This is a genomic window from Myroides injenensis M09-0166, assembly GCF_000246945.1.
GTDB lineage: Bacteria > Bacteroidota > Bacteroidia > Flavobacteriales > Flavobacteriaceae > Flavobacterium > Flavobacterium injenense.
In genome coordinates, this window is sequence record NZ_BAEX01000007.1 from 33,506 (window position 1) to 59,592 (window position 26,087).

Sequence of the window (26,087 nt, forward strand, 5' to 3'; positions counted from 1 at the left end):
AATTAAGCTAATAAAAAATTATCATGAAATTAATATATTGGATAATAACGTTTATAGTTTTCAAAATAAGTTTATTCTATTTTACAAAATCACCCGAGATTGTAGAAAAGTATTATTCTACTGGTTTCTATCCCTACTACAGCAGCGTAATGAATAGTATCACCAAAACAATTCCGTTTTCTATTGGTGATGTAATTTATCTATTAGCAATACTATTAATTGGATACAAACTGTATAAGATTGTAAAATTTGGAGAAAATTTTAAAAATAAAGTTATTGATGTAACAATTTTGGGAGTAAAATTTGCCATAGGTTTTTACATATTGTTTAATCTAAGCTGGGGTTTGAATAATTACCGCCTTCCTTTATATGTAAAATTAGAATTACAAGAAGGATACAATGGAGAAAAATTATATAACTTAACCAAAAAAATAATTGAAGAAACCAATAAACAACAGATAATATTAACTAATAAAAATGATATACCTGTAGTAAATAACTTCACAAATAAGAATATTTATAACGACACAGCTATAGGCTTGAAAAAAACAGCTATAGAAACAGATTTATATGACTATTATGACACGACTGTCAAATCTTCTTTATATAGCGTAATATTAACTTATATGGGATTTTCTGGATATATCAATCCTTTTACCAATGAAGCGCAAGTAAATAGAATTATACCTAAGCTAACAATGATTGTGACAGCTTCTCATGAAGCATCTCATCAATTAGGATTTGCAAGAGAGAGCGAAGCTAACTTTATTGGCTTTCTTTCTGCCAAAAATCAAGATAACTTACTATATAAATACGGTGCTAATATATTTGCACTTAGATATTGCTTAAATGAATTGGCAAAAAATGAACCAGAATATTTTGAAGAATTAAAAGAAACTATTCATCAAGGCGTTAAAACAAACATTAATGAAAATATGCTCTTTTGGCAATCTTATAAAAATATAACTGATTCATTTTTTAAGTTTTTTTATAGTAATTTCTTAAAGATGAACAATCAAAGTGAGGGACTACGTTCTTATAATAAATTTGTAGACCTATTAGTTAACTATGATCAAGAGCATCCTTTATATTAATTAATCTACTATATCTTTATCAAAACTCTCTGAAGTCTTTTTCTTATAAGGACGAACAATTAAACGCGCTTGTCTGTCAAACATAACATAGTTATATAACCAGTTCCAGAAAACAACAAGTTTATTTCTAAATCCGATTAATGACATTAAATGCACAAACATCCATACGAACCAAGCAAAGAATCCATTAAAATGAAATTTAGGTAAATCCACTACTGCTTTATTACGTCCTATTGTAGCCATCGAGCCTTTATCACGATACACAAAAGGCTTCATAGGTTTACCTTCTGCTAGACGTACTAGGTTCTTAGCCAATAAATCACCTTGTTGTATTGCTGGCTGAGCCATCATTGGGTGACCCATTGGAGTTTTTTCTGTCATCATCGTAGCCACATCACCAATCGCAAATACGTCAGTAAAGCCTTCTACTTGATTATATTCATTTACTTTAATACGATTACCTCTTTGTATTACAGTTGCATCAAATCCTTCAACAGGAGCTCCCATTACCCCTGCTGTCCAAATCACAGTGTCAGCTTTGAACTCTTTACCTGATTTAGTGATTACCCTATTACCATCGTAATCAACTACTATCTCTCCTAGCCAAACATTAACACCTAATTTTCGTAAGAACTTTTCTGCAGCTTTAGAAGATTTACTAGACATAGCATCTAATACTTTGTCTGCTCCTTGTATGACATTAATCTCCATCTTTCTAAAATCCAAATCTGGATAATCTTTAGGAAGAACGTGCTTTCTCATTTCTGCTAAAGCACCTGCAAGCTCTACTCCAGTTGGCCCTGCTCCAACCACAACAAAATTCATCAATGCTTTTTGCTCACTAATATCATTTGTCAATAATGCTGATTCAAAGTTCTCTAGAACTAAACTTCTAATATTTAAAGACTGTGGTATGGTTTTCATAGCCATACTATTTTCTTTTATGTGTTCATTACCAAAAAAGTTAGTTTTAGAACCTGTGGCAATTACGACATAATCATAAAATATAGTTCCAATATCTGCTATAACTTTTTTATTAACTGTATCGATGCGCTCTACTTTAGCTAAACGAAAATAAATTTCATCAAAATCTTGAACCACCTTGCGTATAGGATAAGCAATAGACCCAGATTCTAATCCACCTGTAGCTACTTGATATAACAAAGGTTGAAAAGTATGATAATTATGCTTATCAAGTAATACAACTTGAAAATTTTTATTCTTTAATTTTTTAGCTAGAGAAAGTCCTCCGAAACCTCCACCAATAATAACAACTCGTGGGTGACTAGAAGTAGGAATATTCATCATAATCAATCGATTTTTACAGTGTAAATTTACAATTAATTATTGTGTTTTTAGTTTTGAAGTAAAAAGTTTGGCACTCATACATAGGTGAGAACTTTACAAGAAATTATTAAATTATACCTAAAATTACTAAATCAGCATTTTCAGGCACCTCAAATATAAATTTGATATATTAATGACAAAAAAACAGATAATTTGACAATTCTAAAAAACAGATAATTTCTATTTTTAAAGTTAATCTTATTCAAATAAATTCAACATTATTCTGCAATACACACTTTAAAACAAAAAAAACCGCTAAAATAAGCGGTTTTCATTTATATATTATTTTGAAAAGTTATTACGAATATTCCTAATTAAATACTCTAAACCATTTAATTTCAACTCATAAATAAGAGCTAATTGCTCCCCAAGCTTTCCTTTTGGAAATCCTTTATTGTGGTACCATACAATATAATATTCTGGAATATCTATTAAGTAAGTACCCTCATATTTTCCATATGGCATCTTAGTATGTGCTAACTCTATGAGATATTTTTGATCACCAAGCATTATTGAAGTACCTTAACAGTTAAATCATCAGTATATTGTAGTAAATATACTCCAGTATTTCTAATACTTCCTTCTGGACTTCTACTATAAATAAACTTATTTTCTACAGCTTGTGTCTGATATTTAATTGTATTCATAAAATCACTACCCTGAAATAAACGTAGGATAACATCATAAGTAACATCGTATCCTCTAGTAGCAAATCTATTTGGCGAAATATTATACTTCTCTCTATATTCTTGCTGGAATTGGTTATCTGTATTGGTTTTATTATCTCTGGTTACTGAAGGATAAGTATATTTTAAAGCTACCAATGATTCAATATCGATTTCACTACTATCAAATACATCTCCTTTATCAAAGGAAGCTAACTGAATATCAAAATCTCCAACTCTCTTTTTTAGTTTTGTAGTTAATAAAGATGCTGATTCAATACTGTTTGAATCTAACACAAAAACATTAGTCTTACCACTAACTAAAGTTTTATCTACGTCATTAATCAAAGATGTACTGATTACTTTAACGTTAGGATAATAATTTTGCATAAAACGTTTAGTGGATGTACGTTTATCATCTACAATCACAGTTAGTTTTACATTATTATTTTTCACAAAATAATCTAGCAAGCCAACCCTTAAGACATCTGCATACGGCATTGTTTGCACCAATTGACTAGAAGCAACTAATTTTTCATTTGATAATGGAGAAATTACCACAATATCTTTATTTGGTAACTTATTAATTGCTTGCTCTAAATTAGATTGAAAGAATGGTCCAATAATTACATCAGTATCTGAAAAATCTTTAGTTTGCAATAGTGTTCCTACATTAGAACTCGTTTTACTTTCATTAGAATCATATACATTTACCGTCAGAGGTAGTCCTAACTTTTCAGCATGTTCAATAGCTATCTTAGCACCTGAATAAAAATCTAATGTCATATTTAAAAATGCATCACTTTGCAATTTAGCAGAGATATCATCTCCTAAACGGGATACATTGAAAGGTAACAGCAAAGCTATTTCCTTTCTCTTTCTTTTAGAAACTGAAGACTCTAAATCAGCAAAATTATTTCTAAAGCTAACTTCTATATTTTCATCTACTTCAATATCCTGAATTGATCCAGTGGTAGTTGGAATCTTAAGTTCCATTCCGCTTCTTAGACCATTTTTTAGCTCAGGATTTAATTTAACTAATTCTTCTATCGTAATTCCGTTTTGACGAGAAAGACTATACAGAGTTTGTTTTGGTTCTACTATGATAGTTTTGTAACCTTCTTCTTTAACGATTGGAGTTACTTCAACAATATCTTCTTTATTTGAAAATCCATAAGCAGGAACTTTAATTTTTTGTCCACTTTTTAGCCCATCCTTTAATTCTGGGTTTAACTCCATTAATCTCTGAATAGTAGTATTATAAAGCACAGCTAAACCATAAAGTGTATTTTGTGGTTCAACATCTATATATTTAAAATAGATATTATTGATATCTTTAATAGTATCGGCACTTGCAGATGGCAATTTTGACGTATATCTTGGTTTAGATTGATCTATCCCAGTAACATCTTTAGATGCTTTTACATCAGTACTATTCTTCTTTTCTTGAGGTACTACTAAAACATAAGTTTCCGCTTTCAATCCTTCCTCCTTTAAACTAGGATTTAGTTTATATAATTGATCAATCGAAATATTGTATTGTCGACTAATACTATATAATGTTTCTTTTGGCTTTACAAAATGCATTCCTCCTTTATCAGAATTCTCAGAAAAAGTATTAACTGACGTCACTCTATTTTCTGTTTTTTCTGTTGACTGCTGTTTTTTCTTATTTTCTTGTTCTAAAAAACTTTGAGTTGGTATTAATAAAAAACTACCTTCTTTTATCCCTCCTTTAGCATCAGGATTATATTTTAATAAATCTGACACAGGAATACCATTCTCTCTAGCTATTTTACTAACTGTTTCTCCTTTGTTTACTCTGTAATGGATAAAAGTCTTCTCTTGAGCAGATAGTGAAGATATAGTAATAATAAAAGCTGAAATTGCAGCTATAAAGTTCTTTTTCATTTTGCAAATCTTTTTAATAAACGAATAAGTCGCTGCAACAAAGTTACAGCGACTTATTTAAATATTTAAATTATTCCCACTCAATTGTTGCTGGTGGTTTTGAACTAATATCGTAAACGACTCTATTTACACCTTTTACTCTATTAATAATTTTATTCGAAATTTCCATTAAGAACTCATATGGCAAATGAACCCAATCAGCAGTCATTCCATCAGTAGAAGCCACAGCTCTTAATGCAACAACTTTTTCATAAGTTCTCTCATCCCCCATTACCCCAACGCTATTAACAGGTAATAAAATTGCCCCTGCTTGCCAAACTGAGTTATAAAGCCCGTGTTCTTTTAATCCTTCAATAAAGATAGCATCTACTTCTTGTAGCAAACGTACCTTCTCTTGTGTAATATCACCTAAAATGCGAATTGCCAATCCTGGACCTGGGAAAGGATGTCTTCCTAATAATTCAGGATCAATACCTAAAGACGCTCCCACTCTACGTACCTCATCTTTAAACAACATACGCAATGGTTCAACCACTTTTAATTTCATAAAATCAGGTAATCCACCTACATTATGATGAGATTTAATAGTTGCAGATGGACCTTTTACTGAAATTGATTCTATGACATCAGGATAAATTGTTCCTTGTCCTAAAAATGTAGCATCTTCAATCAATTTAGCTTCATCGTCAAATACTTCAATAAAGGCTTTTCCAATTGCTTTACGCTTTTGTTCTGGATCTTCTAAACCTGCTAAAGCAGACATAAAACGATCTGTCGCATCCACACCTTTTACATTTAATCCCATTCCTTGATAATTATCAAGTACGTTTTGGAATTCATTCTTTCTTAAAAGACCATTATTAACGAAAATACAATATAAGTTTTTACCAATTGCTTTATTCAATAATACTGCTGCTACAGTAGAATCTACTCCACCAGATAATGCTAATACTACTTTTTCATTTCCAACAGTATTTCTTAAGCTCTCGATAGATTCTTCAACAAAAGCATTAGGTGTAAAATCTTGAGATACACCCGCAATATCAACTAAAAAGTTTTTTAATAATTGTGCTCCATCTGTCGAGTGATATACTTCTGGATGAAATTGAATAGCATAAGTCGCTTCGCCATCAATTTTATACGCAGCATTTTTAACATCTTTTGTACTTGCCAAAAGTACTCCATTAGTAGGAATTTTTTTGATTGTATCGCTATGACTCATCCACACTTGGCTATTTTGTGGAATATCTTTAAAGAAAATATCATCAGCAATAAAATCTAAATTAGCTCTTCCATATTCTCTGGTATCAGAAGGAGCAACTTCTCCTCCAAAAAAGTGAGCTAAGTATTGTGCTCCATAGCACACTGCTAATAAAGGGAGTTTTCCTTTGATGTTAGACAAATCTGGATGTAACGCTTCTTCAGAGCGCACTGAATAAGGACTACCTGATAAAATCACAGCTTTATATTCAGTTAAATCCTTTGGTAAATCATTAAATGGTAAGATTTCGCAGAAAATATTTAATTCTCGAACTCTTCGCGCAATCAACTGAGTGTATTGCGATCCAAAATCTAAAATAAGTACATTGTGTTGCATGCGCAAAAATAGTTATTTCAAACGTATCTCAAAATAGAATAGACAAATTTTTCTTTTAAAGTTTTCAAGAAAAAGCTGCATCGTATAAATTACCAGTTTCATTACATTTAGAAGATACGCTATACTACAATTATTACCTGCCTATTAACTTATAAATTTAGATTTTCCTATTTAATTATTCAAAGGTCTTTTTTAAAAAAAAAGCATATAAAATGATTTTTGAAGTAATTGATTCATTAGATATCTTTATAACTATAGAGGAAATGATTTTTTCAACAACGCGTCAACAGTTCTTCAAGATTCCTTCAACAAATAGGCCTCTATATGGAGCAATCATGGGGAATTGTTGAAGAACTGTTAAAGGATTTAGCACGAGTCCTTATGAATACTAGCTTTAGCAAGCATTCATAATTTAACTCCAATAGATCACTTTTAACATAAGTTATTGTATTTTAATTAGATACATTTTTTGGAGTATAAAAAAAGTGAGGTGTTTTTTTGCTCAGATAGTTAGAGTCTTTACAGTACACTTCATCGCCTATTGATATATAAATCTATTTAGAAGACATAACTAATCAATTACTATCTACTCAAAGACTTTTATCAGGATTATTTTATTAATGCTGATTAGGGTTTTAGTCTACTGATATTTAAATAGGTATAGATAAAGAAACAATAACTAACACCTTTCCAGGTAAACGAAATGGGCAAGGTAATGAAGACAATTATTATGATGAAAAACTATACAAAAAAAGAGATGCTATTGAAAAAACAAATGCTTGATTACATAGCTTTCGTTCTTTACGCTATAGATTTGAAACCACCATATCAAGTTGGATGATATGGAATTTCATAGATTTTATCGTTATATTAAGAGAAGCCAGTATAATCACCTAAATACTATACTACTAAAAATAAATAGCAAAAATATCTTAATAAAATAAACTTACTCCAACAAATAATCCCAGAAATAATTTAAAAAGTTCCCAAAAATTGTCAGATCATCATTCCAACCAAAAAAATTCGTATTATCTAATTTATCTTTTTCATAGAGAACTCCTGAACTAATTCTAATATTCGCTTCTAATCCAGCATATTTATAATTCATAAAACTCAGTAAACTTTCTTCTTTCTTTTTTCTTTTGTTTAAATCATTTAGTAAAGGAGATGAAAAAGTAAGATAACAAAGTTCATATTTAGGATAAAATGAATAAACTTTTGAATTCTCTTGATTTAACATTAGATATAAATCAGAATGGTTACTACTAGACTTAGCAGATGTAAACCAATAGGACAAACTAATAAAAACTAATAAATAATATTTCTGCATAAAACTCATCTGTTATATTCCCTATACTGCTGCAAGTTTATTTTTTATTTATTAAGAATTATAATAAAAATCAAATCAAGATTACGAAAGTATTTTAATTAACAAATAAGCATTTTTTGACTTGATATAGCCAAGAATATTTTTGCAAATAAAAAAAGCTACTCAAATAAATTTGAATAGCTTTCTTTATTATTGATGAACTTATTATTATCTAACAAGTTTTTTATATCTTAAACGTGTAGGTGCAACATCACCTAAACGTTTCTTACGATTTTCTTCATACTCTGAGAAAGAACCTTCAAAGAAATATACTTGTGAATCTCCTTCAAAGGCTAAAATATGTGTACAAATACGGTCTAAGAACCAACGGTCGTGAGAGATAACTACAGCACATCCTGCAAAATTATCTAACCCTTCTTCCAATGCACGCAGTGTATTAACATCTAAATCATTCGTAGGCTCATCAAGAAGTAATACGTTCCCTTCCTCTTTCAAAGTCATTGCTAAATGCAAGCGGTTGCGTTCTCCACCAGAAAGCGTTGCTACTTTTTTATTTTGATCTGAACCTCCAAAATTAAATCTACTTAAATAAGCACGAGAATTAACTTGACGACCTCCCATCATAATTAATTCTTGACCATCACAGAAATTCTCCCATATTGATTTCTCAGGATCTATATTAGTATGCGATTGATCTACGTAAGCAATCTTAACTGTATCACCAATCGCAAATGTTCCTCCATCAGGAGTTTCTTCACCCATAATCATACGAAAAATTGTTGACTTACCTGCTCCATTAGGACCAATAATTCCAACAATACCAGCTTGTGGTAAAGTAAAATTCAAGTCTTCATAAAGTAATTTATCACCAAAAGCTTTTGATACTCCTTTTGCTTCAATTACATTAGTTCCAAGACGAGGACCGTTTGGTATATAGATTTCTAATTTTTCCTCTAACTGTTTCTGATCTTCATTAAGAAGCTTATCATAGTTTTGCAACCTTGCTTTTTGCTTAGTTTGACGACCTTTAGCACCTTGTCTTACCCAATCAAGTTCTCTTTCTAAGTTTTTACGACGTTTTGAAGCTACTTTTTCTTCTAAAGCAAGGCGTTTCGATTTTTGATCTAACCAAGATGAATAGTTACCTTTCCATGGAATTCCTTCACCTCTATCTAACTCTAAAATCCAACCTGCAACATTATCTAAGAAATAACGATCGTGGGTAACAGCGATTACTGTACCAGCGTATTGCTGTAAATGTTGTTCTAACCAGTGTACAGATTCAGCGTCTAAGTGGTTAGTAGGCTCATCTAATAATAAGACATCTGGGTTTTGCAATAACAAACGGCATAATGCTACACGTCTGCGCTCACCTCCTGACAACACCTTAATAGGCGTATCTGGATCTGGTGTTCTTAAAGCATCCATTGCAATAGCAAGTTTAGTATCTAATTCCCAACCTCCTGCTGCATCAATCTTATCTTGTAATTCAGCTTGACGATCCATAAGTTTTTGCATTTTATCTGCATCTTCATAAACTTCTGGTAAACCAAACATATCATTAATCTTATTGAACTCATCTAGAATTCCAACAATCTCTGCTGCTCCTTCTTTTACAATCTCAATAACTGTTTTACTTTCATCTAATTGTGGTTCTTGTTCTAAATACCCCACTGTATATCCAGGAGCAAAGACTACATCTCCTTGATAGTTTTTATCTACACCTGCTATAATTTTAAGTAAAGATGATTTACCTGAACCATTTAAACCTAAAATACCGATTTTAGCTCCATAAAAGAAACTTAAGTAAATATCTTTCAGGACAGTTTTATTAGTCGATGAGTAAGTTTTACTCACTTTCGACATCGAAAAAATCACTTTTTTATCGTCTGACATAAAGTAAAATAAATTGATTTAATATTTTAAATAATACTCTGTTTGTACTAACAAAGCATAACAAGCCAAAAATACACTTTAAAAATGAATTTAGAAACTGTTTTTAAGCCACAATAGAGAATAAGTATTTTTTGATTCTTATATTATTAATCTGTCTAAATATTTCATAAAAACACTAGCGTTAGAAATTAAAATAATGACATTATCAAACCTTAAAAAACTTTTTTAACATTACTGAATTTTTACTAACCAAATGCACTAATTATATTTTATTTTTTACGTATATTAGTAACGTAATAATAACAAATTTACCGGTATGACAAATTACTTACTTTTTTCTGAAAATGATTATTGTGAGGATAACCACGAGAATCATTATTACGATCCATCAATAGATGCTTATTATTGTCCTAGTTGCGATTCTATATCTCCTGTAGATAGCTGCCTAAAGAAAGAGGATGCATTAGAAGATGAATATGAACATCATATTGGGATTTAAACAAAAATCTTGTAAATGACTAGTTTTTATGCAAAATAAATTTGCTACTTATCATTTACAAGATTTTTTATTTCTGCTTAATTAGTAATTAAGGCTTTGGCATAGTGTGATCTTTACTAGGTATAAATTTTCTTTTTTTCCATACCACATGTTTTTTTCCTTCCTCAATTACTTTTTTCATCTTAATTTTTAAGTAATCATATACACTAGTAAATAGAATAACTGCACTACCGATGTAAAGGACTTCAAATCCTATTAGATGAAAGAAATAAGCTCCTACTAACCCACCTATACAAAAGGAAGAAACAATAGATACTTTTAACCCTATCAATGCGAAAAGTCGTTTACGTTCTTCGCCATTAGTAAAATTAAAAAACAGTCGTGCTACTTCTATACCTAAATCTGTAAAAATTCCAGTAACGTGTGTAGTACGAATAACAGCATTAGATATAAAAGTAACCAATGAATTCTGCAATCCCATCAAAAAAAGCATGAAACAACCTACTTCTAGCCCATACCCCTCATTTATCCATTCGATTCCATAATAACCTAGAACCGCTAACATCATTGATTCAAATACTAAGGGTACTGCAAAGTGCACTTTTTTTAGTAAACGCAATTGTATATTTAGAATAAAATGGGAAGTAAATGCTCCAAAAAAGAAAGAAAATATAATAGCTATAACTGTTATTACTTCATCCCAATGTAATGTCAATAAATTACTAACAAAAACAGCTAAATAACCTGTTAAGTTAGTAGTCATCATTTTTAAACTTAAAAATCCAATAACATTAACCAACCCTCCTACAAAAGACAATAAAACTGCCAAGCGTAAATTATGCATAAATGTGCGCTCAGTACCGCGATGTGACAACATAATCCCCCTTCTATTTTAAATCACCATAATTAAAGTTTTCAATCATTTCTGATAACTCTAGCTTTCAACCTTAAACAATATCTACAACCAGACACTTCTTCTAAAATGAACTAAAAAAAGCTATTGATAATTTGTGACGCCTATCTAGTCCACTTTTACCAATATCAGTAGCCTAAATCCCTATAAGAAATTTATATTTATTACAATTCGGATATTATATTAAGGAAAGTCAGTAATAATAAAGGATTAACAAGAGCTCTTGAAAATACTGCAATAGCAATACTCATATTTACCTACTCAAGCCTATACTTTATGTTACATAAATATAATCTATTCATTTCCAGTTATTCAGAAGCTACAAATTTAATTAAAAAACAAGTATAACAAACAATGTTTCTACTATTCTCTAGTCTTTATTTTAATACTTAAAGTTCTAACAGTTAATTTATTTAAACTAAAAAAGGAGCTAGTTAAGCTCCTTTTTATCTTTTAATAAGAAAATTAAACTCTTCCTTTAAGCGCATTAAACACCCATGCTATGGCTAAAAATCCAATACCTACAGCTGTGAATCCCCATCCTGCAATCTCTGAATATTTAAAAGCTCCTAAACCGATTAATAGGCCTCCCATTAAGATCATTATCAATGTTGCATATCCTAAAATCTTGTTTTTGTCTAATTTATAAGCCATTTCTATGTAATTTTAATTAAATATTTTTATCAACATTTCTTTTAGTAATTCCCCTTGGGGCATATTACTAGCACCCACCCCCTTACTTTTTAGATCAATATCTTTTAAATGTGCAATAATACCACTTACACGTTTCATAGGATATATTCGCGCGCCTAATTCATAATCTTTAACAGCGTATTGACTAACTTTCAATTGCTTAATGACATTACTTGCAGTCTTATCCTTCAAACCATGATATAACAACAGTTTTGAAAAATAAGAGTACACTAGCCCCATGGTTAAGACGATAGGGTTATTTTTTGGATTCTGAGCAAAGTAATTTACAATTTTATAAGCATTAACTTGATTGCGATCTACAATTGCTTTAATAAGTTCAAAATTATTAAAATCTTTACTAATACCGATATTTTTTTCAACTACATCTGCCGTTATTGTACTTCCTTGAGGTATTAGTAATAACAATTTCCCAACTTCGTTTGCTATGCGCGATAAATCATTCCCTAAGAATTCTGCTAACATTGCACTAGCTTTAGGATCAATATTATACCCCCGACCAGTTACGTGATTTTTAATCCAATTATCTATTTGATAATCTCTTAGTTTCTTACTTTCAAAAATCACACCAGCCTTATCGATAGCTTTATATACTTTCTTACGTTTGTCAAGTGTTTTATATTTGTAACAAAAAACTAACACTGTCGCAGGCTGTACTTGATTAGCATAACTTTCTAATTGATCTATAGAACGAGCTAAATCTTGTGCCTCTTTTACGATAACAACCTGCTTTTCTGCCATTAAAGGAAAGCGTTTTGCGTTAGATACAATATCTTGAATACTTACATCTCGCCCATAAAGAACCATTTGATTAAAGCCTTTTTCTTCTTCAGTAAGTACATTATCCTCAATGTACTCAGATAACTTATCTATATAGTAGGGTTCTTCTCCCATTAAAAAATAGATAGGGGCAATATTCTTATTCTTTATATTCTTTATTATCTCCTTTATTTGGTCCAAAATATTCTAACTGTTTTTAATTGTTCTATAACTAAAGAAAAAATATATTTGCTCTATGCAAAAGTTGAATTTCCCTCAGTTTGAATTTCGCTTCAAAAATAGTGAAAATAAGCTAGCTATTTTTGATGTTATCCGTAAAAAGTTTATCCTACTAACACCTGAAGAGTGGGTTCGACAACATGTAATTCATACATTAATACATATTAAAAATTATCCCACATCTTTAATAGGGGTCGAAAATGTAGTTAAAATTAACGGGATGAATAAGCGTTATGATTTAGTAGTTTTCAATCCTAATGGTTCTATTAATATCTTAATTGAATGCAAAGCTCCTGAAGTTAAGATCACTCAAGATACTTTTGATCAAATAGCTAGATATAATTTCCAATTGAGAGCAAACTTATTATATGTCACTAATGGACTTGGTCACTACTTTTGTAAAATGGATTACAGTAATAATAAATATCTTTTCCTAAAAGATTTGCCAGCTTACGGTAATTCCTAAAAATAGTATATTATGAATAACAAATTTGCTATCGCTATTCTTAACTGGAATGGAAAAGCTTTACTAGAACAATTTTTACCTTCTATTATAAAATATTCTGATGATGCTACAATATATGTAATAGATAATGCATCAACTGATAATTCGATACAATTAGTAGAAGAATTATTCCCATCTGTAAATATCATAAAAAACCAAGATAACTTTGGTTTTTCAAAAGGGTATAATGAAGGTTTAAAAAACATAAATGAACCTTACCTCGTATTAGTTAATTCTGATGTCGAAGTGACTGAAAATTGGCTTACTCCTATAGAAAATATTTTTGATACTGAACCTAATACAGCAATAATTCAACCTAAGATTTTAGATTATAAAAAGCCTTCACACTTTGAATATGCAGGCGCAGCTGGTGGATTTATTGATAAATATGGCTTTCCTTATTGTAGAGGAAGAATATTTGATACAATAGAAGAAGACAATGGACAATATGATGATGAAGTTGAAATATTTTGGGCTTCAGGAGCTTGTTTTTTTATTCGCAATACTGTTTATAAAGAACTTAATGGTCTAGAAGAAGACTTCTTTGCTCATCAAGAAGAAATTGATCTATGTTGGAGAGCACATAATGCAGGATATGTGGTAAAATACTGTGGAAAATCCACAATATTCCACATTGGAGGTGCCACACTAAAATATCAAAATCCTAAAAAAACATATCTGAATTTCAGAAATTCACTTTTAATGCTCTATAAAAATTTACCAGCAAAAGGCAAGTTTTTCACAATTTTTAATCGTTTGTGTTTAGATGGAATTGCAGGTGTACGCTATTTTTTGACATTACAACCTAATCATTGTTTTGCTATAATCCGCGCACACTTTGGCTTTTACAAGCGAATTTCAAGTTTTAAAAATAAAAAGTCAAAAAAACCGATTACTAACTACTACAAACACAGATCAATAGTCTTTTTATACTTTCTTCAAAGAAAAAAGAAATATATTAAATAATTCTAATCAAATATTTTTGGCAAAGTATTAAAAGTTGCAAGCTATTTGCTATATTTGAATCAGAAATTCAATCATTTTTAATTATGAGAAAAGTAGTATTAGGTTTATCAGTTCTAGCTCTGACTTTCGCTTCTTGTGGTACAAAACAGAAGATTGCAGATTTAGAATCAAAAAATCAAGAAATACAAGATTTATTAAATACTTGTACAATTAAACTAAATTCAACATTAGCAGAAAAACAAGCATTAGCAAACCAAGTTGATTATCTTAAGAAAAACACTTCTGATTTAATTAGCAACGTTGGTAACCTTACAATGCTATCATCTAAAGGTGCTGAGAATTTAGAGAAATCTCTAGAAAGTCTTAAAGAAAAAGATTTAAAAATTTCTCGTTTACAAGATGCTATTACTAAAAAAGACTCAGTTACTTTAGCGTTAGTAAAAAGCGTTAAAAAAGAAGTTGGTTTTGATGATCCAGATATTCAAGTTAACGTAGAAAAAGGAGTAGTTTATATCTCTATTGCTGATAAATTATTATTTAAAACAGCTAGCTGGGATGTAAATGAAAATGCTAAGAAAGTTTTAGCTAAAGTTGCTAAAGTTGCACAAAGCAAACCAGATTTCGAAGTTATGGTAGAAGGACACACTGATAATGTGCCTATTAAAAATGCTCAAATGAGAGATAACTGGGACTTAAGTGTTAAACGTGCGGCTTCTATCGTACAATTATTACAAAAAGACTTTAACATTGCTCCAGAAAGATTAGTAGCTGCTGGACGTGGAGAATATCAACCATTAGTAGAAAACGATACTAAAGAAGATAAAGCTAGAAACAGAAGAACTAGAATTATCTTATTACCAAAAATCGATCAATTCTACGATATGATTGAAAAAGAAATGAAAGATTTAGCTAAGCAATAATCACTAGCTTAAACTTATAAGAAGGTCAATGCATTCGCATTGACCTTCTTTTTTTATATCTATTCTACCCCCATTTTTTTCCCTAACATATTTTAAGGACTATTATTTAATTAGTTTAAAAATATTCACATTTTATCATTATAATATTCCCAAAATAAATAAAAAAAACGTATTTTAGAAGGATAATAAATTTAGACAAACACCATGATTAATAACATTCCTAAGAACTTTACCAATTTTGACATTATTGGTGATATACATGGACATAGCAATGATTTAAAAAAACTACTTTTAGCCTTGGGCTATACCCTTAAGAATAACTACTTCCAACATCCTGAACGAAAAGTACTTTTTTTAGGAGACTTTATAGATAGAGGAGTTAACGTAGTCGAAGTACTAGATATCGTAAAAAGAATGGTCGATAACCATGAAGCTATTGCTCTAATGGGAAATCATGAATATAATGCTATTTGCTATAATACAATAGCTTCTAATGGTGAATACTTAAGACCTCATACTAAAAAGAACTTTAATCAACATGCCGTAACGATGGCAGCATTTATGCAGAAACCTAATTTATATAAAATGTATATAGAATGGTTTAAATCACTTCCTTTGTTTTTTGAGAATGACTCATTCAGAGTAGTACATGCATGCTGGGATTATAAAAGTATTGAGTATTTAAACTCAAGATTAAAAGATTATCATCTTGATAAAGATTTATTAGAAGAAGCAAATACAGAGGGAACGGAACTTCAAAATGCAATTGAAATTGTTTTAAAAGGTAAGGAAATCGCATTACCAAATAACGAAACATTTATTGATAAAGATGGTATTTTGCGCAACGAATTTAGAATTAAGTGGTGGGAAGAACCGACTGGTGAAACAACTTATAAATCATTAAGTGCTTTACCAATAAGAGATTTACCTAATACACCGGTGGATGTTAAAGATATCACATTCTATAGAAAAGCTGACAAACCTGTATTTTTTGGACATTATTGGCTAAAATTTGGTCTTAATGAAAAACCAAAAATCTTAACAGATAATGCGTGTTGTCTTGACTTCAGTGTAGCAAAAGAAGGAAACCTTACCTGCTATCGCTATCAAGGAGAACAACAATTAAATTCTAAAATGATTAATTTTATAAGATAAATATAAAAGGGAGCTTCATAAGTCACTATTTGGAGACTCCCTTTTTTTATTTTTACTCTTCTAAATATTATAAATGTACCGAAATAAATCGTAATTTTGCATTGTTAATCAGCATTCTAGCTCAAACGTTGTAATACAAATACACAAATCAAAGTGTGTTTTTTATTCTAAATTGACTGTAAATAAGTCAATCTTATTCCCCTACTTTTCCAGTTTTTTAAAATTCCATTTAGATCTTGTTTCAGCGCTTTTCGGGCACTATAGCAGTGTTGTTTGGGAATATCCCTATTTTGCAATGCTCGCATGTATACTTCTAGAACACTTCCCGAACAAATTTGTTTATCAACTGTTAAAATTGCTCTACAAGCCTTATACAATCAAGGTTTTTTAATAAAACCACTATTCCGAAAATGGTAAAAAAAAGTCATTAATGGACATTGTTTAACCAATAGGTAAATAAGTATTATAATTTTATATAGTAATCCTGTTCTAAGGATTATTAGTAACGTATTTATTATAATATTCAAATATGACTTAAGGCAAATTATTTACAAAATAAGTTTAAATAATAGCTTAATACTAAGAGGTCCCCAATGGCATCTTGCATGAGATACTTCATTCATCGAGATGAATTTTTAAGCATGTACTCTTCTACGTGATGAGAGACTAGATTATTGATATAAAACTCAAAAGATAATCTTTCATTAATTAGATTAAGATGTTATACAAAATAATATATTTACTTTATCAATTAATCATAGATTATCATGTGGAAATATTACGCCTTTCTATCAGCAATATTTGCTGCCTTAACAGCGATACTATCTAAAGTAGGAGTAAAAGGCGTTAGTGGTAATTTAGCTACAGCTGTTAGAACAACAGTTGTACTATTTCTTGCTTGGTTTATTGTACTCTTCTCTGGTCAATTAAAAGAAATAAAAGACCTTAGCAAACAAAATCTATTATTCTTAATAGCATCAGGTATAGCTACAGGTCTCTCGTGGATATTTTACTTTAAAGCATTAGAAACTGGTGACGTATCAAAAGTGGCTCCTATTGATAAGCTAAGTATCGTGTTTGTTATGATACTTTCTTTTATATTTTTAAAAGAACCAATGGATGCTAAAACTATTGTTGGTGGTCTATTAATTTTCTCTGGTGCAATGGTCTTAATACTATAATTTATTCATCAATAGGCAATTCTTCTATTTTTTGAATACCAGATCGTTGACATACTAGTCTAAATCGCTTATATTCTAAATTATTCTTGTATTTAATTTGAAGAATAAAGTTCAGATAATAAACTTTATCTACAAAAATCTCTATAGGTTTACCATCTAAAGTATTCTCAGATAAAACATAAGCGGGTACTAAAGGATTATCCATACGCTGTGTAATACGAGTAAGATTAAATCTCAAAATATCATTAATCCCCTCAAATGAGTATGTACTTTCTTTCATTGCCTTTGTATTCTCCAGTCTAACTTTTTTGCGATAAAGAATTATCTTTTCATTGTGTATTTTATTCTCAACTTCTAATAAAGCAGAGCGATTACGCATTGTCAAAACTTCATCAGGAACCTTATCATCTGTAATAAAATCGATACTTTCTTTTATCCATCCTATTTTCTGATCTTTAATACTTATATCAGTTTTGTGATCAAAATACTTACCTCCTATCTTACCTGCAAAATAAAAACGCATTAATTCTTTAATTCTGTCTTTCAGCATATAACTAATGACTAACGCTACAAATAAGGGCATAGTAAAATTACCATAACGTTGCTGAAATGAAAAAGCAATGATAGTAGCAAAAATCATAGATAAACCTGCAGCTAGACTATAATATATCTGTTGAACCAAAACACCATCTCCATCTCTTTTCTTAGTCGATTTCAATGCTAGATCAGACTCAATATATTTATTTAACATGACATGTCGATAAGCAACATGCTGATTGCCTATTGTTTCATTCTGATTTAAATCTACATAATTATGCTCATTCATATAAACCTTCTCGTCTAGAATCAGTTTTTTTAATTCAGTTGATAAGACATCATAAGAAGATATATTTTGCTTTTCTAAAAATGATAATAATCCAAAAGTATGATTCAGAGTTGCATATGCAAGATACTCATCACTAAAATTAAAATAATTGTAAACTTCATCACCCTCTTGCCTATATTGAATAATATTACGTAGTTCTCTAAACTTATTTCTAATTGTAGTAAGATCGTTAATATATTGTTTAACCAATTCTGGCAAATCATCTACTTTACTTACTTTAATACTATGAATGCAGTTACGCATAGCGCTTCGGAAAATGGCCATAAACATTTTTAACTGAAACTCATATTCGTAAAGTGCTTTTTCTTTTTTATCGGCGTCTTGTCCTTTAAATAACTCAAGCATAGCTGCTCTTAAATTATTATAAGGAACTGCTCCCCTATCTACCAATTCACTTAATAAGTATACTGGCGTAATAAAGCGAACTTTTGATTTTACATCAGAGTAAAACTGAACTTTTGAATAGGTAGATGCGTTAATATCAATACTATTGGGAATAAAAATCCAAGTGTTAATTTCAAAATCACTTTCTTTTTCCACATCATCCACTAGAAAGCCAACTTTCATCTCTACTGAAAAAAAATCACGTAAACGAGTTTTGATATCAATCATTTTTATTCTATCTATTTAATCTATGAAGATATTAAATAATTAACAATTAAACAGCCTAGAAATAATCAAATATTACAGCTATGCAAAACGTTTAATACAAAAAAGGAGTTACTCAAAAACGAATAACTCCTTAATAAATATAAATAATAAAAATGGATAACTTAAATGAGTAGCTTCTAGTTAGTCAACATTATCTACTATGGTTTTATAATTAACATTGAAGGCGAATTGTTTAACCAAGTACTTCTCGTTTCTATTAATTTATCCCAACTATCTAGTCCAACTAACATAAAATCAAATTCTTCAATAAATTCTTTTGTAATTGTTTTATTACTAATTATACGTATATGATTAGGACGATATTGCTCTATTAACCTTAACTGCTCCTTAAATTCGGTATGATGCTCTAATTCACCAGTAGCATCTAATATTGAAACCTGCGAACCGCTATTTCTAATCCACTTTTGTGCATAGTTAAGTAACTTAAGGTCTGATTTTGAAAATATTGGAAGGAAAATATGATCAATTTTACTAAAATCCTTATTCACAAAAATTCCTACAGGCACTTTCGCTTTATTCAATATTTGTTGGGTACGTGCATTAAACCAAGAGTTTTCAAATATCTTCTCTTTGCCTGTCATTTTATTTAATAAAACATCAGGATTTATTATTCTAGTTGTAAATCCCAAGATATTACCTAACAGTGAACCTCTATAAATAGAGTACCCCATCTCTATTAAAAATAGATCACATAATTCCTCATTGACAGTGTAAATTAAATCACCTTCAATATCATTAGACACTTTATAATAAGTCTGCACTTCTTGATCTAATGCAGAAGATTCTACTTCAACTGCCTCAAAAATATCCTCTTCATATTCTTGTGCATTATACGCAGTAATTTCCTCACTATCGGCTAAGTGCATTGCTGTAATACTAACATCTCTATTATCACGACCTACAAAACTAGCTGCAATTTTTAACAAAGGTTGCAGACTCATTTTATTCTCAAAAAAAAGTGATACTTGATATTTATTAGTAGTTACCACAACTTCTGTAGTTTTTTCTTCTCCTAAAGGACCAAATATTTTTTTAATAAGATCTAATAATGGACCTGTCATGAAAGTAGTAGCTAAAGCCATAATTACCATCATTGCAAAGACCTCTCCCGTCAGTACTCCTAAATCAAAACCAATATTTAATACAATTAGCTCCATCAATCCTCTAGTGTTCATCAATGCCCCTATAGCAAGACTATCTTTCCAAGAAATACCGACAAACTTAGCAGTAATGGCACTCCCTACGAATTTACCAACAGTTGCTACCAAAATTATAAAACCTGTTATTTTCCACAGGTAAGGTTCATTTAGTAACCCTATTTCTGTCCTCAAACCCGTATATACGAAAAAAAGTGGTAAAAATAATATAACTGCTACGTCTTCAACTTTCTCTATGAAAATATCTCTAATTTTCATATTATCTGGCATAACAGCTCCTGTCATAAATGCACCAAATAATGCATGAATCCCAATAACTTCTGTACAGTAAGAAGAAATAATTAATGTCAATAGGAAAATAGCAACTGTGCCTTTTGAAAATAACTTACTTGTAGTTTGATACTTAGCAATACGAGCTAAAAAAGGACGTACTAATTTCATCATTACAATAACATAGATAATAGCCATCGTAATAATATAAAGGGAACTTACAAAACTACCAGCTTGCACTATTGCAATCACAGCCGCTAATAAGCACCATGCTGTGATATCATCAGCCGCTGCACATGTAATAACGATGGTACCTAATCGCGTTTTTTGTAATCCTCTTTCTTGCACTATTCTTGCTAATACTGGAAAAGCCGTAATACTCATCGATATTCCAAGAAAAAGTCCAAAAGACAAGAATTCGACACCTTCGGGTGCAAAAGAAGTGAAAATATAATATGCCAGTGTCATCCCTAATGCAAAAGGAATAATAATACTCGCATGACTAATTAAAACAGCATCATGGGCTTTATTCTTTAAAACCTTGAGGTCTAACTCCATTCCTATCACAAACATGAATAATATTAATCCTATTTGACTTAAGAAGCTTAAATTCCCTAAGGAATACTCGGGAAATAAAGAAGCAGAAATCTCCGGCAGGTACATACCTAAAAAGGATGGACCTAAGGCAATCCCAGCTATTATTTCACCAATTACTGCTGGTTGGCCGATTTTCTTGCATATCCATCCAAATATCCGTGCTACTAAAACGATTGTAACTATCTGAGCAAGTAATAAAGCTAATGGGTGTTTTAAATTGTTCTCTAAAGTAATTAAGAAATCTCCCCAAGAAGAATTGCCTGAATTCACCTTTACAACATTTGACTCAAGCTTAATTCCCTTTGATACTACCCAATACATAAGTGCAGAACATCCTCCAATGATACTTATGTATAACATACTGTTCCTATACTTTGACATACTAACTTTTTTTTATAATTCTAGTGCAAACATCACTATATTATAAGAAAGTCAAAGCGCTGCTGTTACAAATTAAAGGTTATGTGTAATGAAATAAGAATATTCTGTAACGAAATCATATTCGATCCAGAAACTCCATCTTAAATGTCGCACCAATTGTAAGTTCTAATGCTTTACCATCACTCATTTTAATAGAAGTAGTAATCTGATCATGACTAAAAAACTTAACAATCCTAAGGGCAATTATTTCTCTCTTATTTATTCTACAAAAGCGACTAGATGGAAGAACTTCAACAAACTTGTCTAATGACATATTCTTAGCAATAAGAATCTGATTATTCTCTAAGATAATATTTTTATCTCTACTATCGTCCTCATTTGTGCTGATATATAGAATATCAGAGAAATGCAATATAGCCTTACCTTTATTAGAATTTATTGTAATGAAATCATTACTTTCTGTAGGTTTTAATAATCTCAATGCCTTTTGTGCAGCTTTCTGAAGACGTTCTTTCTTAATAGGTTTGGCAATATAGTCTATTGCATCAATCTCAAAAGCTTCTAATGCATATTCCTTGTAGGCTGTAACAAAAATCACACCTTTATCTCCTATTAATTGGGCAACACTTAACCCATCTAGACTAGGCATATTAATATCAAGTATAGCTACATCGTAATCTAGCTGTGAAGATTCTTCAATAAATACCGTAGGATCATTAAAAACCTTTACCACTACTATTTCTGGAATTTGCTCGCATAGCATCTGTAAATATCTTAGACCGAGTAACTCATCATCTAAGAGTATGCATTTTACTTTTAAATTCATTTAAATTAATTTTTAGATGCATGGAATAAACTTGGTCATCTTCTAACTTTTCCAATTTATAGCAAGGTCCATAAATCAGTTTTAGTCTTTGCGAAAGTGCTTTTAATCCATATCCTCCTCTTTCTTTAGACAAGGGCTTTTTATTAGACTTTTTATTAGTCACTACTAAATCGAAAGTCCCTTTTTTAATTTTAAATAAAATAGATATAAATGCATCAGCACTAGCAATATCAGCATGTTTAAATGCATTCTCGATTAACTCAACACAAATAAGAGGAGCAACTAAATCTTCGTGATATAACAGTTCTTCTTCAGGTATATTACTTCGAATATCTAAGCGAAACAAAGGATTAAGTTTTATCTTATTAATATCTATTAATCGCATAGCAAATTTATGCTCTTCTTCTAAACTAACTAACTTACGCTGGCTATCGTATAAAATATAATCTAGCACACCTGCCATTTTATCTAATGCGTAATAGGTTTGGTAAGCATGAGACTGAATTGAGTTTAAAATATTCTTGAATAAATGAGGATCTAATTTTGATTCTAAAGACTCTAATTTTAAATACCTTAGCTTAGAATCAAACAGATGTTTTTCTTGCTCAAACAACACCCTTTGCTTATTATATTGAATTAATAAATAAGCCAAAAAACCAATGATTAAAAGTAATATAACTATAATAATTACAAGAATTACCTCCATATTTAATCTTATTTTAATAGCGAAGGTAAAAAGAAATAATTATACTCTAAGATATTTTGATAATCAATTATTTACAATTATATAATGTTCTAGCGGTAAATATCAACAATTCATTTGTTATTTATACAAAAAAACATAAAAGACATAGAATGACAATAGTATTTTCTTTGATATTTGATAATATACAAATACTTTAATGAGAGTACATAACAATTAATTAAACATTAAATAACACAACACCTGAATTAATAAAAATAAACCACCTAATTACTTAAACATAAAACAATATTGTAATTATTTTAACTTTTATTATATTTGATTTATATAATAACACAATATTTTATCATTTATGAAACAATTTAGCACGCAATTGAAAGAGTATTTTTTTACAACTCCTTTCAGTAAAAAACTACAATCATTCACTCCAAAATCTTATTAATTATCTTACGTCTGATAATATAACAACACTTGGATTTCATGCAACTCTAGAAAACAATGAAATACACAACATTACAAGTATGAAACATGAATTACTTACGTTCTATTGTGATTTGAAAAGATTAATTCAAATGGGAGACAATTATATTTCTTATGAACATCTTGAGGAAATACACCAACTAAAAAGATTATTTCAAATAAATGAAGAAGATTTAAATAAATACAAAAATGAAGAGATCAAAGTAATAGTCGATGCACAAAGCAAATCCTTAAATAAACGTACAGATTTAAAGAAATCTGAATGCAAAAAAAACCTCTATTTACTCAAAGAATTATTAGGTCTTCAAAACTCAGAATTAACAACTAATATTTCAATTATTTAAGAATTGCTTTCCAAACCTCAAACAACAATTCTCTTAATAAAACCAAACTATTCTACTCACATAGTTTGGCACAAAATCAAACACATTAAGTTTTAAAATAAAGGAATTAAATCTTAATTCTCAAATTACAGATTATCCTTCTGACCTACAAAAAGGCCATTTATAAAAATAACTAAGCTGATAACTTTAATATTAGCATAAATAAGAATATGAAAAACATATTCTCCATATACCTAATCTTAATAAGAGCTTTAAGCAGTAAACACAGTACTACTGTTCTATCCTTGTAACATTACAAATTTTAAAAGCCATAAAAAAAGGTTGATTTAAAAAAACCAACCTTTTCGATATTTATAATAAAAAAGAAAATTACTCTTTATTAGCAGTAAACTCAATTACCGCACTGTAATTTCCAGCAGGTAAAGTAGTGTAATAATTTCCAGAACCTAAACTAAACTCTATAACACCATTTACTACATCAACATCAGTTGTTGCTACATTTAATGCATTACCCTTTGGATCAAACAATTTAATAGCATAAACTTTGTCAATTTTGGTTTGATAATCACCAGGAATAAGTACACCTCCAGTTTCAGCATCAAGATTATTGATTTTTACAGTTCCTTTGAAAGTCATAATTTGTTTCCCTTCAAATTTATTTCCTGTACTTACAACGGCAGTGGTAACATTATATCCTAACTGATTTTTAATCTCTTGAACGATTTTACTAGAGTTATCATTAAAAATATTTAGAATACTTTCAGCAATATCAATAACTTTGATAGTTTCATTACCTTTATCATCTACTTCTTTTCTGTAAAGAACTTCACCATTTATTTCTTTGCCAGGGATTGTACCAAAATATACGTTACCCCCTTTACTCATATACTGATTTACAGTATTGTTAATGATTTCCTTTACCTCTTTGTTGTTTTCTATTGCATTGTAGATGTCAGATGACATATTGATATAATAATTTACAGGATTACCATCTTCATCATCTTCAGCACTGTATTTATAAACAATTGCACCTTCTTTTAATACTGGTTCTGTAGTAGATAACACATAACTACCAATAGTTTTTGTATCTACTCTTCGTGAAATTGAAGTCTTTGACTCAGCGGAGCGTACTACAGGCTGCATATCAATTGCTTCCGTAACATCCTTACCGTTCTCATCTTTATAAGCAATATAAAACTTATTTTCTTTCTTATTGAAGATAACAAAACGACCATTACCAGCCCCTTCTCCAGATGGATCAGTCTCAGGTAGAGTAGGAATTAATTGTGATAATTCTACAGAATCAATTAGTTTATTCCATCTTAAACCATTCCAGTAGTAATACCCTTCACTTAATTTCTCAGTTTTGTTAATTGTTGTATTAAATATAACAAGACCAATGCTCACTCCTCCATCACCATTGACAGGTTTAAAATTATTTAAACTCTGCAATGCAACTTTAGGTAAAAGTACCCCTTTATTCTCAGCGACAATATGTAACTGTGCTGATTCAATGGGTTTCTTCGTACCGATACCTACTTGGGCGTGTCCTAGAAAGGACACTCCCAATAAGGCAGTACTTATAATTAAATACTTTTTCATAGTTAATTTTTTAAATTAGACAACTAAAATTATTTTTTAGCTGTATATTCAAATATTAAGTCATATTCACCGTCAGCAATAGGAGTATATAGATTTCCTACACCAAAATAAAAATCAAAACCATCTCCAACTTCTGTAACATCTGTAGCTGAATCAATTATTAACTGACCACCTTTAGTTAATACTTTTACACTTAATAGTCTAGAGAATTTTTCACCAGTTGGTTTCCATTCTCCCTTTTCATTAAATGCAGAAGGTGTCACAGTAATAGCTTTTGTTGGTTTAGAATCATATTTATATCCTGTAGGATCTTTCACTTCAATCCCTACAATTCCTTTGTAAACCGTTTGACCACCAACTACTTCTCCAGTTGGAGCATCGCCATTTCCTTCTACAACTTTAACAGTAGTTACTTCTTTAATTTTCTCAATAACTGTAGGATTATTAGTTATTTCATTAATAACATTTTGAGAAATATCG

The 26,087-nt window shown here is 30.0% G+C and carries 22 protein-coding genes and 1 pseudogene; 8 read left to right on the forward strand and 15 right to left on the reverse strand.

The window, feature by feature from the left end; translation table 11 throughout:
- Positions 1–23 precede the first annotated feature (23 nt).
- Positions 24–1,094 (forward strand): DUF3810 domain-containing protein, encoded by a 1,071-nt coding sequence (locus RH98_RS02260; protein WP_010250047.1) that lies wholly within the window; start codon positions 24–26, stop codon positions 1,092–1,094.
- On the opposite strand, the gene RH98_RS02265 is transcribed toward RH98_RS02260, so the two are convergent.
- The 6 genes from RH98_RS02265 to ettA form a co-directional block, all read right to left on the reverse strand.
- Positions 1,095–2,402 (reverse strand): NAD(P)/FAD-dependent oxidoreductase, encoded by a 1,308-nt coding sequence (locus tag RH98_RS02265; RefSeq protein ID WP_026038688.1) that lies wholly within the window; start codon positions 2,400–2,402, stop codon positions 1,095–1,097.
- A gap of 321 nt (positions 2,403–2,723) precedes the next feature.
- Complete coding sequence (locus RH98_RS02270; RefSeq protein ID WP_010250052.1) at positions 2,724–2,951, reverse strand: DUF3820 family protein; 228 nt, start codon at positions 2,949–2,951, stop codon at positions 2,724–2,726.
- On the reverse strand, positions 2,951–5,017 hold the full coding sequence (locus RH98_RS02275; protein WP_010250054.1) for a LysM peptidoglycan-binding domain-containing protein: 2,067 nt from the start codon (positions 5,015–5,017) through the stop codon (positions 2,951–2,953). Before RH98_RS02275 ends, RH98_RS02270 begins: the two co-directional genes overlap by 1 nt.
- 70 nt (positions 5,018–5,087) lie before the next feature.
- Entirely contained in the window at positions 5,088–6,614 is a 1,527-nt protein-coding gene (gene guaA, locus RH98_RS02280) for a glutamine-hydrolyzing GMP synthase (protein ID WP_010250056.1), read from the reverse strand.
- 946 nt (positions 6,615–7,560) lie between these two features.
- Positions 7,561–7,944: a hypothetical protein gene (locus RH98_RS02285; protein WP_010250058.1), complete on the reverse strand. Its 384-nt coding sequence runs from the start codon at positions 7,942–7,944 to the stop codon at positions 7,561–7,563.
- A 207-nt stretch (positions 7,945–8,151) separates the two neighbouring features.
- Positions 8,152–9,840 (reverse strand): energy-dependent translational throttle protein EttA, encoded by a 1,689-nt coding sequence (gene ettA, locus RH98_RS02290; protein ID WP_010250060.1) that lies wholly within the window; start codon positions 9,838–9,840, stop codon positions 8,152–8,154.
- Positions 9,841–10,156: 316 nt separating this feature from the next.
- Between ettA and RH98_RS02295 the strand changes: the two genes are divergently transcribed.
- Complete coding sequence (locus RH98_RS02295; protein WP_010250062.1) at positions 10,157–10,339, forward strand: hypothetical protein; 183 nt, start codon at positions 10,157–10,159, stop codon at positions 10,337–10,339.
- Between the two features lie 88 nt (positions 10,340–10,427).
- Here RH98_RS02295 and RH98_RS02300 read toward each other — a convergent pair whose 3' ends face one another.
- The 3 genes from RH98_RS02300 to holA form a co-directional block, all read right to left on the reverse strand.
- Positions 10,428–11,216, reverse strand: coding sequence for a YoaK family protein (locus RH98_RS02300; protein ID WP_010250064.1), 789 nt, complete (start codon positions 11,214–11,216; stop codon positions 10,428–10,430).
- A 501-nt stretch (positions 11,217–11,717) separates the two neighbouring features.
- Positions 11,718–11,906 (reverse strand): CAL67264 family membrane protein, encoded by a 189-nt coding sequence (locus RH98_RS02305; RefSeq protein ID WP_010250066.1) that lies wholly within the window; start codon positions 11,904–11,906, stop codon positions 11,718–11,720.
- A 12-nt stretch (positions 11,907–11,918) separates the two neighbouring features.
- Positions 11,919–12,923 carry a DNA polymerase III subunit delta gene (holA, locus tag RH98_RS02310; protein WP_010250068.1) on the reverse strand — a complete coding sequence of 335 codons (1,005 nt, stop codon included), beginning with the start codon at positions 12,921–12,923 and terminating at the stop codon, positions 11,919–11,921.
- A gap of 55 nt (positions 12,924–12,978) precedes the next feature.
- Here holA and RH98_RS02315 point away from each other — a divergent pair, with 55 nt between their 5' ends.
- The 5 genes from RH98_RS02315 to RH98_RS02335 all read left to right on the forward strand — a co-directional run bounded on the left by RH98_RS02315 (position 12,979) and on the right by RH98_RS02335 (position 17,689).
- On the forward strand, positions 12,979–13,428 hold the full coding sequence (locus tag RH98_RS02315; RefSeq protein WP_010250070.1) for a type I restriction enzyme HsdR N-terminal domain-containing protein: 450 nt from the start codon (positions 12,979–12,981) through the stop codon (positions 13,426–13,428).
- 12 nt (positions 13,429–13,440) lie between these two features.
- On the forward strand, positions 13,441–14,433 hold the full coding sequence (locus RH98_RS02320) for a glycosyltransferase family 2 protein (RefSeq protein WP_010250072.1): 993 nt from the start codon (positions 13,441–13,443) through the stop codon (positions 14,431–14,433).
- 83 nt (positions 14,434–14,516) lie between these two features.
- A complete protein-coding gene (locus RH98_RS02325; protein ID WP_010250074.1) occupies positions 14,517–15,353 on the forward strand; it encodes an OmpA/MotB family protein in 837 nt (278 codons plus the stop codon).
- 207 nt (positions 15,354–15,560) lie between these two features.
- On the forward strand, positions 15,561–16,508 hold the full coding sequence (locus RH98_RS02330; RefSeq protein WP_026038690.1) for a metallophosphoesterase: 948 nt from the start codon (positions 15,561–15,563) through the stop codon (positions 16,506–16,508).
- Between the two features lie 767 nt (positions 16,509–17,275).
- Positions 17,276–17,689: an EamA family transporter gene (locus tag RH98_RS02335; protein WP_010250079.1), complete on the forward strand. Its 414-nt coding sequence runs from the start codon at positions 17,276–17,278 to the stop codon at positions 17,687–17,689.
- Between the two features lies 1 nt (position 17,690).
- Here the strand turns inward: RH98_RS02335 and RH98_RS02340 are convergent, their stop codons facing one another.
- The 4 genes from RH98_RS02340 to RH98_RS02355 all read right to left on the reverse strand — a co-directional run bounded on the left by RH98_RS02340 (position 17,691) and on the right by RH98_RS02355 (position 23,184).
- Positions 17,691–19,187: a hypothetical protein gene (locus RH98_RS02340; protein WP_010250081.1), complete on the reverse strand. Its 1,497-nt coding sequence runs from the start codon at positions 19,185–19,187 to the stop codon at positions 17,691–17,693.
- 197 nt (positions 19,188–19,384) lie between these two features.
- Complete coding sequence (locus RH98_RS02345) at positions 19,385–21,652, reverse strand: cation:proton antiporter (protein WP_010250083.1); 2,268 nt, start codon at positions 21,650–21,652, stop codon at positions 19,385–19,387.
- A 115-nt stretch (positions 21,653–21,767) separates the two neighbouring features.
- Entirely contained in the window at positions 21,768–22,478 is a 711-nt protein-coding gene (locus RH98_RS02350) for a LytR/AlgR family response regulator transcription factor (protein WP_010250085.1), read from the reverse strand.
- Positions 22,444–23,184 (reverse strand): sensor histidine kinase, encoded by a 741-nt coding sequence (locus tag RH98_RS02355; RefSeq protein ID WP_010250087.1) that lies wholly within the window; start codon positions 23,182–23,184, stop codon positions 22,444–22,446. Before RH98_RS02355 ends, RH98_RS02350 begins: the two co-directional genes overlap by 35 nt.
- A gap of 518 nt (positions 23,185–23,702) precedes the next feature.
- On the opposite strand from RH98_RS02355, the gene RH98_RS02360 reads away from it, so the two are divergent.
- On the forward strand, positions 23,703–24,005 hold the full coding sequence (locus RH98_RS02360; RefSeq protein ID WP_010250089.1) for a hypothetical protein: 303 nt from the start codon (positions 23,703–23,705) through the stop codon (positions 24,003–24,005).
- Positions 24,006–24,374: 369 nt separating this feature from the next.
- On the opposite strand, the gene RH98_RS02365 is transcribed toward RH98_RS02360, so the two are convergent.
- On the reverse strand, positions 24,375–25,607 hold the full coding sequence (locus RH98_RS02365) for a phage tail-like protein (RefSeq protein ID WP_010250090.1): 1,233 nt from the start codon (positions 25,605–25,607) through the stop codon (positions 24,375–24,377).
- 29 nt (positions 25,608–25,636) lie between these two features.
- Positions 25,637–26,087: pseudogene (locus RH98_RS15725) on the reverse strand (hypothetical protein); the annotation flags it as partial.

What these genes read in the sequence shown, in the direction of transcription:
- RH98_RS02335 (WP_010250079.1), top strand. Translation starts at nt 17,276, where the DNA reads ATGTGGAAATATTACGCCTTTCTATCAGCAATATTTGCTGCCTTAACA.
- guaA (WP_010250056.1), bottom strand. Translation starts at nt 6,614, where the DNA reads ATGCAACACAATGTACTTATTTTAGATTTTGGATCGCAATACACTCAG.
- RH98_RS02315 (WP_010250070.1), top strand. Translation starts at nt 12,979, where the DNA reads ATGCAAAAGTTGAATTTCCCTCAGTTTGAATTTCGCTTCAAAAATAGT.
- RH98_RS02305 (WP_010250066.1), bottom strand. Translation starts at nt 11,906, where the DNA reads ATGGCTTATAAATTAGACAAAAACAAGATTTTAGGATATGCAACATTG.
- RH98_RS02325 (WP_010250074.1), top strand. Translation starts at nt 14,517, where the DNA reads ATGAGAAAAGTAGTATTAGGTTTATCAGTTCTAGCTCTGACTTTCGCT.
- RH98_RS02345 (WP_010250083.1), bottom strand. Translation starts at nt 21,652, where the DNA reads ATGTCAAAGTATAGGAACAGTATGTTATACATAAGTATCATTGGAGGA.
- RH98_RS02260 (WP_010250047.1), top strand. Translation starts at nt 24, where the DNA reads ATGAAATTAATATATTGGATAATAACGTTTATAGTTTTCAAAATAAGT.
- RH98_RS02275 (WP_010250054.1), bottom strand. Translation starts at nt 5,017, where the DNA reads ATGAAAAAGAACTTTATAGCTGCAATTTCAGCTTTTATTATTACTATA.
- RH98_RS02350 (WP_010250085.1), bottom strand. Translation starts at nt 22,478, where the DNA reads ATGAATTTAAAAGTAAAATGCATACTCTTAGATGATGAGTTACTCGGT.
- RH98_RS02285 (WP_010250058.1), bottom strand. Translation starts at nt 7,944, where the DNA reads ATGCAGAAATATTATTTATTAGTTTTTATTAGTTTGTCCTATTGGTTT.
- ettA (WP_010250060.1), bottom strand. Translation starts at nt 9,840, where the DNA reads ATGTCAGACGATAAAAAAGTGATTTTTTCGATGTCGAAAGTGAGTAAA.
- RH98_RS02355 (WP_010250087.1), bottom strand. Translation starts at nt 23,184, where the DNA reads ATGGAGGTAATTCTTGTAATTATTATAGTTATATTACTTTTAATCATT.
- RH98_RS02270 (WP_010250052.1), bottom strand. Translation starts at nt 2,951, where the DNA reads ATGCTTGGTGATCAAAAATATCTCATAGAGTTAGCACATACTAAGATG.
- RH98_RS02295 (WP_010250062.1), top strand. Translation starts at nt 10,157, where the DNA reads ATGACAAATTACTTACTTTTTTCTGAAAATGATTATTGTGAGGATAAC.
- RH98_RS02340 (WP_010250081.1), bottom strand. Translation starts at nt 19,187, where the DNA reads ATGATTGATATCAAAACTCGTTTACGTGATTTTTTTTCAGTAGAGATG.
- RH98_RS02365 (WP_010250090.1), bottom strand. Translation starts at nt 25,607, where the DNA reads ATGAAAAAGTATTTAATTATAAGTACTGCCTTATTGGGAGTGTCCTTT.
- RH98_RS02360 (WP_010250089.1), top strand. Translation starts at nt 23,703, where the DNA reads ATGAAACATGAATTACTTACGTTCTATTGTGATTTGAAAAGATTAATT.
- RH98_RS02300 (WP_010250064.1), bottom strand. Translation starts at nt 11,216, where the DNA reads ATGTTGTCACATCGCGGTACTGAGCGCACATTTATGCATAATTTACGC.
- RH98_RS02265 (WP_026038688.1), bottom strand. Translation starts at nt 2,402, where the DNA reads ATGATGAATATTCCTACTTCTAGTCACCCACGAGTTGTTATTATTGGT.
- RH98_RS02320 (WP_010250072.1), top strand. Translation starts at nt 13,441, where the DNA reads ATGAATAACAAATTTGCTATCGCTATTCTTAACTGGAATGGAAAAGCT.